This is a genomic window from Methyloglobulus sp. (assembly GCF_964779595.1).
The window spans coordinates 29490-42026 of record NZ_CBAROL010000019.1 but is presented as its reverse complement, the minus strand read 5'-3'; the positions used below and the strand labels follow the sequence as shown (position 1 = coordinate 42026).

The following is a 12537-nucleotide window of genomic DNA, read 5'->3' as shown; positions in this document are numbered from 1 at the left end:
CAATGGCAAGAATGGTAAGGCTATCGCCTGCGCCGCTATGCGTAAACTCATTCATCTTAGCTTTGCTATCTTGAAATCAGGCGAACCTTTTGATCCTCTTTTCGCAGTAAAATAAGCCTTGACACTTGGGTTTTAAGACGGTATCTACGGGTTGTCAGGTGCATTCCATGCACCAAAAACGACAAATGCACTGCTTATGAAATTGGTATTATTAGTCAAATACCGATATTTTGGTGCGTAGAACGCACCTTAAAGCAATCCCCTAAGCCGATAAACCAACTCCAACGCCTGTTTAGGGCTTAGCTCGTCAGGGTTAACATCCTCAAGCAACGTAATAGCCGGATGACTTTCTTGGTTGGCGAATAAATCCAGTTGGTTCGTGCCTGATTCTGCCTGTTGTTCAATATAGGCTTTATCTTCCAGATGCCTGAGTTTTGTTTTGGCTTTCTCGATAACCGACCGTGGCACACCCGCCAATGAAGCGACTTGTAAGCCGTAACTTTGGTTGGCGGGACCGTCCTTGACCGCATGGAGGAAGATGATCTTGTCTCCATGCTCCATCGCATCCAGATGGACGTTAGCGATAATTTTTTGCTCGTCAGCCAATGTCGTGAGTTCAAAATAATGGGTGGCGAACAAAGTAAAGGCTTTGGTTTCCTTGGCGAGATAATCGGCACACGCCCAAGCTAATGAAAGCCCATCGAAGGTGCTGGTGCCACGGCCTATTTCGTCCATCAGGATAAGGCTGTTGGCTGTTGCATTGTGTAAAATATTGGCAGTTTCAGACATTTCCACCATAAAAGTCGAGCGGCCACTTGCCAAATCATCTGATGCGCCGATGCGAGTGAAAATCTTGTCGATAGGGCCGCAAATCAGGTTAAGGGCGGGTACGTAACAGCCTATATGCGCGATTAGCACAATCAACGCAGTTTGACGCATGTAGGTCGATTTTCCGCCCATGTTCGGGCCGGTAATCACCAGCATCCGGCGTTTATTGGATAAAGCCAAATCATTGGCGACAAACGGCATATCTGATACCTGCTCGACTACCAGATGCCGCCCGCCTTCTATATGGATTCCAGCCCTGTCACTTAGTGTTGGTTGCGATAAATTCAACGTGTAAGAGCGATCGGCAAAGTTGGTTAGCACGTCCAGTTCCGCCAAGGCGGCGGCACATTGTTGCAAAGGCAGTAAGTCCAATGAAATTCGGGTCAGTAGCTCGTCATACAAGGCTTTCTCGAAAGCCAACGATTTTTCTTTAGCACTGAGGACTTTATCCTCAAAGGCTTTTAATTCCTCAGTAATATAGCGTTCCGCACCTTTTAGGGTTTGCTTTCGAGTGTAATGGGGCGGGATTTTACTGGCATGAGTGTGGGAAATCTCGATATAGTAGCCATGCACACGATTGTAATTGACTTTAAGCGTGTTGATACCCGTTGCCAGCCTTTCCCTGCTTTCCATATCGAGCAGGTATTGGTCGGCATTTTGGCTTAAGTTCCTGAGTTCATCCAGTTCTTGGTTGTAACCTGTCGCTATCACGCCACCATCACGAATCAATACGGGTGGATTTTCGACGATAGCCTGTTGTAATAACGACAATAGCTGCGGATGTTCGCCGATGTCTTGCAGCAATAAAGTCAGGTGAGGGTTGTCACAAATACCCAGTACGCTTTGCAAGTCGGGCAAAACAGCCAACGTATTACGCAGCACCAACAAATCGCGTGGACGGGCAGATTTCAAGGCAATCCGGGAACTAATCCGTTCGATGTCACCCACTCGACGTAAGTGAATTTGCACGTCTTTGTACAGCTTGCCATCGAGCAAGCTGGCGATACAGGCATAGCGGTGTTTGAGAACCGTATGGTCACGCAATGGCCTGTTAAGCCAACGCCTTAAACAACGGCTACCCATTGCAGTTGTGGTTTTATCCAGTACGCCCAGTAAGGTAAATTCTGTTTGTCCCGTCGGGTGAAAGTCCAGCTCCAAATTACGGCGGCTGGCGGCATCCAGAGCTATGCTGTCGCTGCTGCTTTCCGTGCTAATGCCTTGAATATGCGGCAATGCGCTTTGTTGCGTATCTTTAATGTATTGAAGTAATGCGCCAGCAGCGGCGATGGCGGCAGGTAAATTATCACAGCCGTAACCTTTAAGATCTAACGCGTTGAATTGCTTCAATACCAGTAATCGGGCGCTTTCCGGCTCAAAATGCCAAGGTGGTCGTCTGCATAAGCCGCCGCGTTGTTTCAGGCTTAAAGGAAGTATCCAGCCTTCGCTGAATAACAATTCTGCCGGATTAAGTCGTCCGATTTCACTCAGCAACTGGTCTTCGCTATCAACTTGTTGCAACACAAAGCGTCCACTGGTTACATCCAGACTGGCTATGCCGTATTTGCTGTCAAAACCACACACGGCAACCAGCAAATTATCCTTACGGTCTTCCAGCAAGGCATCATCAGTGACAGTGCCAGGAGTGACAATTCGCACAACCTTCCTATCAACTGGGCCTTTACTGGTTGCCGGATCGCCGATTTGTTCGCAAATCGCCACCGATTCGCCATGCCGTAATAGTTTGGCAAGATAGCCTTCAGCGGCATGGTAGGGGATACCTGCCATCGCAATCGGCACACCTGCTGATTGACCACGGCTGGTTAAAGTAATATCGAGAATTTGCGAGGCTATTTTCGCATCATCGTAAAACAACTCATAAAAGTCACCCATGCGATAAAACAGGAGGGTATCGGGATGTTCCGCCTTGATACGTAAAAATTGTTGCATCATTGGCGTGTTCGGGTTGGCGGCCTTTTGCTCTATACTCATGAGCCTATTTTATCTGAACTCCAGGGAGTCTACACATGGATAATGCGTTATTTGAACTGGCAGAACGATTAGGGCAAAGCTTAAAAGCTAAAAGCTACAAAATTGCCACGGCGGAATCCTGCACGGGCGGCTGGATAGCGCAAGCCATTACTGAAGTGCCGGGCAGTTCCACTTGGTTTGACCGTGGCTTTATCACCTACAGCAACAGCGCAAAAGTGCAAATGCTGGATGTAAGCCCACAAACTTTAGAGCAGCACGGCGCAGTCAGTGCAGAAACCGCATTACAAATGGTGGCGGGAGCTTTGGTTAACAGTGAGGCAGATTGGGCGGTTGCAGTCACGGGCATAGCAGGACCTGATGGCGGCAGTGCAGAAAAACCCGTCGGAACAGTTTATGTCGCATGGCAAGACAAAGCTGGACATGCAAAAGTTGAAAGGCTGCAACTGTCGGGAAACCGCCATCAAATCAGAAAACAGACTGTTATCAGGGCAATTGAGGGCAGCATTAGGGATTAATAGCAAAAGTTTCCGTATAAGTACTGCCTTTTTTGCACACATCTCGTGCCGTTGGACTTTCACAGGAGGTATCGGAAATCTCGGCTTTTAAGATGCCAGCTTCATCAGGAACAAAGTAAAATCGAAGGTTGGGGTCAGAGCTGATTGCGATGTCGGTTTTTGCAATCAATATCGGTTTATCGTTAAATGAAACCTTCATTTGTTCAACAAAATGGGATTTTTTGATGAATCGTGATACTTGATCCATCTGCATACCACTTAAGTTAGGATGACTTATCAAAAGTTGCACCAGCGTGGGTTCTTTGGTTTTAATGCCATCATCCAAACGGAATTTCATTTTGCCTAGACGCTGCATGGCGGCATCTAAGTCCGCGCCTACAGGTGCAGAACAACCGCCGCTGGCTTTAACGTATTTCTTCGACATATACAATTTGCCATCATTCATTTCAGCAATCGCGCGGATATAACTGTAGGTGTTGACCCGAATTCGCAGCGCAAGGTCGGCTTTGCCACTGTGTGGGCTGAATTCAAATTCGCCGACGAAAGGGAAGGGGTTTTTATCGACCAATACCAGTATTTTCTTGATATAGCTGGAATCTGTTTGTTTGATTTTGGTGTTGATTTTTAATGGCACCAGAGCAGGATCTTCCGCTCTAACGGGGGCATCCAATTCAATGATGTTAGTCGATTCTTCAATTGACTTGCCCGAAAAATACTGGTTTTTTAAGGTATTGTCCCACTCGTTTTCGTTTTGGGTTTCAGCATGTAACAGCGCGGGTACTACCAGTAAAGCCAGTATGGATGACCTAAAAAATATTTTAAATAGCATGGTTATTCCTCCGTAGTGAGGACTATTTTAGCAAGGTAGGGCGAAATAACGTAATGTATTCCGCCGTTTGCAATATCGTTTTTCTGTGGTTACCTGTTATGAACTCAAAAGTGACAAATACTCGTCTTCACTGACGATTGCAACGCCATTTTCCTTGGCGGCTGAAATTTTTGCTATACCTACATCAGCACCTGTTACCAATAGATCAGTTTTTCCGGTGACGGAAGTGCCCACTTTTGCGCCTAAGCGTTTGGCTTCTTTAATCATATCGTCGCGTTTGCCGTGTACCATTGTGCCAGTGAAAACAAGGGTTTTTCCGGCAATAGGGCTGGATTTTTGCTGTTGTTCGGTAATCAAAGGCGTTTGGATTAGATTGAAACCTAAACTATAGATTTTCATAAAATCTTTTTTAATCAGCATCAAACATTCGACTACTGCGGTAGCGGTTTTTTCGGCAAAACCTTCGATGAGGATGATGTCCGCTATGCTTAATTCAAATATATCCAATAGTTGATGATGCTGTAGCAAGCGTTCGCAATTGCCCAAACCCATGCGGTAAATGCCGAATGCGCCTAGGAAACGCCAGTCTTCTATGGCTTCGGTGCGGCTGCGTTGGAGTTGGTCTAGCAGGTTTTTGGCAAGCTGGTTTTTTCCGTCCTGGCTGCGAAAACCCGTGTCGATCAATTGCTCCAAGGTAAGTTGATAGACTGCATAAACTGAATTAACACCATTGGCATGAAGTTTTTCGATGGTCTTCTGTCCAAAACCGTCATTATTGGCAAGCGTCCTGAAAAAATGTTCGATGGTGTTTTCAATTTGTGCTGGACATTGGCTGGTGTTTAGGCAGTAAAGATAATCGCCATCCCACACTAGGTTGCTTCCGCAACTGGGGCAATGTTCGGGGATTTGCGGTGGCTGCGGCGTTATCACCCGTTCGATTTTAGGGATAACCATGCCGCTACGGGTCAATTCGATCAGCGTTCCTACACCTATGCCTTGTTCCTTGACCATGCCGTAATGGTGTGCGGTGGCGCGGGAGATCATTGCGCCACTTAAACGGGTGGGTTCGAGTTCGGCGACCGGATTAACTCGACCTGAGCGTGAAGTTTGTGGCGTGACTTTTAATACGATGACTTGCGCGGTCTCTGCATTGCTTTTGTAAGCAATTTGCCAGCGATGGTGGTGGCGGGTTGCACCTAAGTGTTGCTTGATGCGGTCATCTGTAACTTCAAAGACAACACCATCAACATCGTAATCGACTAAGGTGTGTACTTTGGCGATGATAGCTTCATAATCTGAGGCTAATTCGGTGGCTGAACCTTGCCAGTCCGGTAGTTCGCAAAAGGGGTAAAATACGGCGGCGTGGTTTTGTATGGCTTCCAAGGCATGAGGTTCCAGCTCTTTTTCCTTGATGACGCTGGCTTGGAAATTACGGGCGTTTTCAAAGGTGTCCGCTAAATGGGTATTGAAGTACGTTTGGTTGACGACGATTTCACCCGCACCCAGCCCACGTTTACCGCTGCCGCCGACGATCATGCCGCGTTCAAATACGCGGGTAATGTCCGTGCCTTTGCGACCATCACCACGGGTGTAAAGGATTTTGCCGTCGTCGAAAGCGGCGAAACCGTCTAGCTTGGGGGTTGCTCGGAATATCAAGGTTTCTGGGTTGATTTCTAATTCCAGTGCGGCTTTCTCAATATTAGACAGCCATTTTTCGATGCTGCTTTTGGTGTAGGCTTTTTCGGTGGACAGCATCCGCTGTGGTAAGGCGACTGTTTTGCCAGCAAACGCTTTTTCGGCTTCTACTGCATGTAGGTAAGGATGGTCGGGGTGTCGTCTTTCCAATTCAGCCAGAAAGATTGAATCGTAAACCTTATCAGAAATAAGCGGCTCGCCGCTACGGTATAAGGAGTTGCAGGTTTGCAGGAATACCAGCAATTCTTCATCAGACAAATCGCTAATTTGCGTTTGTTTAGCGATTGTTTCTAATCTTTCTGGTCGTATGCTGAGTGATAACTGCTTTGATTTGCTGATGATTTCCAGTTGGGCAGCACTAAGCATCGGCTCATTACAAGCTTAACAAGATTGCCTGGATAGTGGCTTCGGTGAGTGGTTGCCGTTGGTGATCCCAGATTACGCCATCAAGTTCTTTTGCCACGGTTTTGATGGTGTCCACAAAATCTTCAAATACGGTTTGGGCATCTTCCAATTCTCGGTGCTGGAGGTAAAACACGATGCCAGGGCAATTAAATGCCATCAGGTCTTCGGCTTCTGGAAATGTACCAGGTTCAACCATGCAGGCGACACCAAAATCGACATCACCGTGTTTGTTGATGCGTTCATATACCTTCAAATCGCCGTATTCAAGCCCCACCATTTGGAACGCGAGTACTAAATCAACACCATTAAAGCCTTCGTCAGCATCCGCTACCACACCAAACTGGATAATGTCAGGGATAGCAAGGCGCGTGTCGGATTCTATGTCGTCATCGTCGAAGTTTTTGTTGAAACCCTCATTGAACTCATTGCTCCAATCGGATTCTTCTTCCTCATCAAGTGTGCGCGTTGCTGATCCCATTGGGATGATGTCAAATTCATCGCGTTCAGGGTGAATTTTTAATGATGGATCAATTGCGGCAGGTGAAGAGCCGATTGCTTGCTCGTTTTCAAAAACGTCCTCGTCTTGCTCCGTACTTCGACCTTTTATATAGCCCCACAAAATCATGCCGATAATGACCAGCAAGCCAGTGGCTATGATGACGATTCTTAAAAGTTCTTTATCCATTAGTGTTCCGCCAGACTGACTGCTTCATCAATATCAACCGCTACCATACGAGATACGCCAGGTTCTTTCATGGTAACACCTGCGAGCTGCTTCGCAATTTCCATAGTGACTTTATTGTGGGAAATATACAAGAATTGTATAGATTGTGACATATCTTCCACCATTTGTGAAAATCGAACAACATTCGCATCATCCAGCGGCGCATCGACTTCATCCAGCAAACAAAAAGGCGCTGGATTTAGCTCAAAAATTGAGAACACCAAGGCTACTGCTGTTAGTGCTTTTTCACCACCCGATAGCAAATGAATGGAACTATTGCGCTTACCGGGCGGCCTGGCAATGATGTTTACGCCTGATTCCAGTAGGTCGTCTTCAGTCAATTGCAGATAAGCTTGCCCACCACCAAATAATCTGGGGAATTTTTCTTGCAAGCCTGCGTTAATTTTATCGAAAGTTTCTTGAAAACGCAGCTTACTTTCTTTGTCGATTTTGCTGATGGCTTGATCTAAGGTGTCCAAGGCTTCCGTGAGATCGGCATGTTGTTCATTGAGAAAGTTCATCCGTTCTGATTGTGCCTGGAATTCTTCGATAGCGGTCAGGTTTATTGTTCCCAAGCGTTCGATTTGCCCAGTCAATTCATCAACTTTGCGTTTCCAGATAGGTTCTTCAGCATCTTCAGGTAGGGTTTTAAGTACGTCTTCGGCATTGGCATCAACTTCTTTAAGCTGCTCGTTGACGGTTTGCTGACGGACTATGCTTTCTTGCAACTCCATTCGCAGGGCGTATAAAACCTCTTTTTGTTTCTCTAAATCCCTTTCTGTACGAGCCTGTTGTTCTGATAATTGTGTTATTTGTGCTTCGATTTCTTCTAATAACTGACGTTGCGTTTTTAATTGTGCTTCCAAAGCTTGTTTATTGATAGCAAGGTGTTCTAGCTGCTTTTTTTCATCATCAATGGGTGCAAGCGTTTGTTCTAATTTGCTTTTAAGTTCAGATATTCGGGTTAACGCCTGCTGCTGTTGCAGTTGTAAGCGTTCAATCTGTTTGCCGGTCAAGGTTTCTGATGAGCGTAGCGATTCCAGTTTTGCCTTGATGCTGTAAACCTGCTGCTTGGCTTCATTGGCGGATTGTTCAGCTTGATGCAACTGACTTTGCAAGTCTTGATTGATGCCTTCCAGATTTTGACGGATGTCTTCCTGCGTTACGATTACAGTTTCGGCTTCGCTCAATAACGATTTAGCCTCTGCTAGTTTTTCAGCATTTTCTGATAATTCGTCAATTAGCTGGTTTTGTTCGTTGTTGATGTGTTCTAAGCGGCGTTGTTGTTGCTCAAGACGCGCCGAAAAAGCACTAGCTCCTGCCTGTTTTTGGGAGAGTTCTGTACCTAATATTGTATGCTGTTGTTGAATGGATTCGCGGTTGCCTTCCACTTCTTTCAAGCGTTGTTCGGCAGTTTGCAACTGATCTTCAACGGTTTCTATTGCAATGTGCAACTCTTGTTGCCGTTGCTTCAATGTGCGTAAGTCTTTCTCGCGTTGTAACACGCCGGATTTGCTGTCTTTATTGTTCTTAATACTTATCCAACTTGGGCCAAACCAACTGCCATCTTGGGTAATGATTGATTCATGCGCTTTAAGTTGTAAGGATAATGTTCTGGCTGATTCGATATTTTCAGCGCAATAAATGCCTGATAGCAGGGCGTTTAGATTCCAAGGTGCATTAACTTTATCCTGTAAGCGAAGCATTGCAGCATTTGATTCGGCAGAAACTTGGTTATCGGTTTCAAATAAACTTAATGAACTATCGTTGAGTTGATGCAGTTCAGGGATAAGCGGATTGACATTATCGGTGCATATTGCTTCAAGATTGCTGCCTAAAACCGTTTCAACCGCATTTTCCCAGTCGGACGCGACTTCCAGGTGTTCCGCTAAACGCTGGTTATTTGCCAATCCCATTTGGTCTAACCAAACACCTAACTTCTTGTTATCCTTGCCCATTGCATGTTGCTGTAGCAATTCCAGGGAGGTAGTTTTGCCCTTGACGTGCTGGATTTCAGAACGATGGGTATGCAATTCATTTTGAGATTGCTTGATCTGCTCTCGTAACTCGTTGATTTGTTGCCGACGTTGTTCCAATTGTGAATGGAGATCGACACGTTGGTTTTCTAATATGTCGATGGTTTCTGCCAGTGCTTCGATTTCACTTTGGAATTCATTTGCAGAAAGTTCACTGCTTTCGCCGTGCAACTTGTCCAGTCGGACTTGCAATTGCTGGTTCTGGCTGTCTAATTGGCTTATTTTTAGCCGCTGAATCTCCGCTTGTTCACGGTATTTAGCACTTTCTGTGCGGTAAGTTTCCCATTGAGCTTGCCAGGTGTTTTTTTGCTGTTGATATTCGCGGTAACGCTGTGCGGTTTCCTGTTCGCGTTCATCGGAAGTTTCTAACGTGGCTTCTGCTTCCAGAATGGCCTGTTTTATGGATTCTAATGCCAGTAAATCCGCTTCAATTTCATTTTTGGAATGATCGGCTTGCTCTTGAGATCTTTTGATTTCCAGCAAGGCTTGTTCGTGGCTGGTTTCAGTAAATTTGATGGTTTGCTCTAGGCTGCTGACTTCAGCAACTGCCGTGTAGTAATCTGCTTGAGTTTTATCCAAAGATTGTTGCTGGATTTTGTAATCGCTGCGCTTGGTGTCAATTGTTGTGTTTAGGTCGCGCAGTTGCTCAAACAAACGGTTATGTTCCAGTGCCACTTCTTGTAGCTTGGTTTCCATGTCTTTGGCAGCTTGATGGTAAAGATTCCAACGCATTGCCAATAATTCCAGTTTGAATTGGCGTTCTTCCTTTTTTAATTCGGTATATTTTTCGGCTTTTTCCGCTTGCTTTTGCAGGTGCTTGATTTGCTTATCGACTTCATCACGCAAATCATCCAGCCGCTCCAGGTTTTCCCGCGTGTGTTTCATGCGGGTTTCGGTTTCGCTGCGGCGTTCCTTGTATTTAGAGATACCTGCCGCTTCTTCGATATGGACGCGCAACTCATCGGGCTTGGCTTCCACCATACGTGAAATCGTGCCTTGCTCGATGATCGCGTAGCTTCTGGAACCTAAGCCCGTGCCTAAAAATATATCGGTAATGTCTTTGCGGCGGCATCTTGCGCCATTGAGCAGGTACAAAGACTGCCCATCTCGGCTAACTTGGCGTTTGATGGCGATTTGATTGTACTGGGCATATTCGCCGCCGATCTTGCCTTCGCTGTTGTCAAACACCAACTCGACAGACGCAGTGCTGACGGGCTTTCGCGTAGAAGAGCCATTGAAGATGACATCCGCCATGCTACCGCCGCGCAAATGCTTGGCGGAACTTTCACCCATGACCCAGCGTATCGCGTCGATGATGTTGGATTTGCCACAACCATTAGGCCCGACAATAGCTGTTAGGTTGCCATGTATGGGGATAACCGTTGGATCAACAAAAGACTTAAAGCCTGAAAGTTTGATTTTTTCCAGTTTCATTACTGGTAGAATAGCCTGTTAACTGATTTGAACAACGCGGTATTATAACGATTATGACAACTAAACCAAGCAAAGACCTGGAGACTTTCCCCAACCCGCAGCCAGGGCGGGATTTTACGATACGGATTACCATTCCTGAGTTTACTTGCCTGTGTCCGAAGACCGGGCAGCCTGATTTTGCCACGATAAGCATCGAGTATGTTCCTGACAGTTTATGCGTTGAACTGAAGGCGTTAAAACTTTATATGTGGTCATTCCGCGATGAAGGCGCATTCCACGAAGCCGTCACCAATGAGATGCTCAACCATATCGTCAATGCTATTGCCCCTAACTTCATGCGGATTCGCGCTGAGTTTAACGTACGTGGCGGCATTTACACCACCGTGATCGCCGAGCATAAGAATCCTGATTGGAAAGCGCCGGATTTAGTTAATCTTCCCTAATTTTCTACCGAATACAAGCATGAACTTCAAAGACGCATTAACGACATTGCCGCAATACATTTACCCTCAGCATACCTTATCCAAGCTGATGAGCTACATTACGCATTCGGAAAACAAAGCCCTCAAGAACTGGTGTATCACCACGATTATCAAGCATTATGGTGTAAATATGGAGGAGGCTAATGAGCAAAATCTGGATGAGTTCAAAAGCTTTAACCATTTCTTTACTCGCGAGCTAAAACCAGAAGCCAGACCTTTAACCCAGGTTAATAACGCCGTCGCTTGCCCTGCTGATGGCGCAGTCAGCCAAGCCGGTAAGATTGAAGACGGCAATATCTTTCAAGCCAAAGGCATGTCATTTACTGCTGTGGATTTATTGGGTGGCGATGTGGAACGTGCCAAACCCTTTGAAGACGGCGTATTTACCACGATTTACCTGTCACCTAAAGATTACCACCGCCTGCACATGCCACTTACGGGAACATTAAGGGAAATGGTGCATATTCCAGGCAAGCTGTTCAGCGTAAACACCGCAACTACGCGTTCAGTTCCTGGTCTATTTGCCAGAAATGAACGCGTTGCTGCCATATTCGATACCGAAGCAGGGCCGATGGCTTTGGTGTTGGTGGGTGCCATTTTCGTCTCCAGCATCGAAACCGTTTGGCATGGCGTAGTCACACCGCCCACCGCTCCATCTGTGCAAACTTGGTATTACGATAAGAAACCCATTACCTTGAAAAAAGGTGAAGAAATGGGGCGGTTTAATATGGGTTCAACGATTATAGTCTTGTTCGGCAAAGATAAAGTGCAGTGGGATAGTGAATTTAAGGCTGACCAACTGGTTAATTTGGGGACGAAGATTGGTGCGTTGGTCGCTAATCTTGATGAAGTAAAGTAGACTACGTTTACGCACCCAATAAGGTGCATGGAATGCACCTTACACGACTTTATAAGCGTTAAAATAGTGGAGTATAAACCTAGGTTTGTAGCTAAATTATATTTTAAAATCAAATAGCTATAAAAACACCTTAGCAGGTCGGTGCATTTTGCCCCGTGCTGAGGCGCGCCCTTCTAGGGGATACCTTACGGTTGATTAATAAGAACAACGTCAATCACATTCATCCTGCACGAGACTTTCATCTTCCTGCTTTGGATTTTCATCTTGTTGCTCTGGTTTTTCGACTTTGAACAACTCGGTGAGCAGGTCAATTTGAGCCGTCAACTGAGGAATAGCAGGAATTTTCCAGTCTTTTCCGATGATACCGGATAGCAAATTACTTAACCACGGACGGTTTGATTGCGCTTGTTGAATAATCATTTTGTAGGATTCTTCATCCTTAAAAACTGCAAAACCGTCTAGCCATACCTCAATTGATTCTGTTTCGCCGAAAAGTGTTGCTTGAACGTATACTTTGCGTGCTTCGAGGTCAAAATTAAAATCGGTTAATTCCGCAATCCCCTTAAGCTTACTGTTTGCCACCCACATAATCATCTTATTGGGTGTCCACTTTATTGCCGTCTTTATTAAACTGATAGTAACGCTCATTTGTTGCCTGCATCGGGTATGGTAAAAACGGTAATTTTAACCGTTCTTTGCTTGGGACGGTAAACACAATCTAAAAGGCGAGCTTGCTAATAG

Annotated in this window: 9 protein-coding genes; 3 read left to right on the top strand and 6 right to left on the bottom strand. The window is 45.8% G+C overall.

From position 1 onward, the window contains the following. Positions 1-249: 249 nt before the first annotated feature. Positions 250-2817 (bottom strand): DNA mismatch repair protein MutS, encoded by a 2568-nt coding sequence (gene mutS / locus AC1YY3_RS08440; protein WP_481824397.1) that lies wholly within the window; start codon positions 2815-2817, stop codon positions 250-252. Between the two features lie 35 nt (positions 2818-2852). On the opposite strand from mutS, the gene AC1YY3_RS08435 reads away from it, so the two are divergent. After that, complete coding sequence (locus AC1YY3_RS08435; RefSeq protein ID WP_481824396.1) at positions 2853-3332, top strand: CinA family protein; 480 nt, start codon at positions 2853-2855, stop codon at positions 3330-3332. Here AC1YY3_RS08435 and AC1YY3_RS08430 read toward each other — a convergent pair. The 4 genes from AC1YY3_RS08430 to smc all read right to left on the bottom strand — a co-directional run bounded on the left by AC1YY3_RS08430 (position 3322) and on the right by smc (position 10455). Then, positions 3322-4161: a quinoprotein dehydrogenase-associated SoxYZ-like carrier gene (locus AC1YY3_RS08430; RefSeq protein ID WP_481824395.1), complete on the bottom strand. Its 840-nt coding sequence runs from the start codon at positions 4159-4161 to the stop codon at positions 3322-3324. The two genes, AC1YY3_RS08435 and AC1YY3_RS08430, sit on opposite strands and share 11 nt — an antisense overlap. Before the next feature lie 96 nt (positions 4162-4257). Next, positions 4258-6222 (bottom strand): BRCT domain-containing protein, encoded by a 1965-nt coding sequence (locus tag AC1YY3_RS08425; protein ID WP_481824394.1) that lies wholly within the window; start codon positions 6220-6222, stop codon positions 4258-4260. 7 nt (positions 6223-6229) lie between these two features. Further along, positions 6230-6946: a cell division protein ZipA C-terminal FtsZ-binding domain-containing protein gene (locus tag AC1YY3_RS08420; RefSeq protein WP_481824393.1), complete on the bottom strand. Its 717-nt coding sequence runs from the start codon at positions 6944-6946 to the stop codon at positions 6230-6232. Beyond that, on the bottom strand, positions 6946-10455 hold the full coding sequence (smc, locus tag AC1YY3_RS08415) for a chromosome segregation protein SMC (RefSeq protein ID WP_481824392.1): 3510 nt from the start codon (positions 10453-10455) through the stop codon (positions 6946-6948). Before smc ends, AC1YY3_RS08420 begins: the two co-directional genes overlap by 1 nt. 53 nt (positions 10456-10508) lie before the next feature. Here smc and queF point away from each other — a divergent pair, with 53 nt between their 5' ends. Together queF and asd are read left to right on the top strand one after the other, a co-directional pair. Next, positions 10509-10898 (top strand): preQ(1) synthase, encoded by a 390-nt coding sequence (gene queF / locus AC1YY3_RS08410; protein ID WP_481824391.1) that lies wholly within the window; start codon positions 10509-10511, stop codon positions 10896-10898. Between the two features lie 19 nt (positions 10899-10917). Continuing rightward, entirely contained in the window at positions 10918-11796 is an 879-nt protein-coding gene (asd, locus tag AC1YY3_RS08405; RefSeq protein WP_481824390.1) for an archaetidylserine decarboxylase, read from the top strand. 210 nt (positions 11797-12006) lie between these two features. Here asd and AC1YY3_RS08400 read toward each other — a convergent pair whose 3' ends face one another. Continuing rightward, positions 12007-12444 carry a hypothetical protein gene (locus AC1YY3_RS08400; protein ID WP_481824389.1) on the bottom strand — a complete coding sequence of 146 codons (438 nt, stop codon included), beginning with the start codon at positions 12442-12444 and terminating at the stop codon, positions 12007-12009. Positions 12445-12537: the final 93 nt, after the last annotated feature.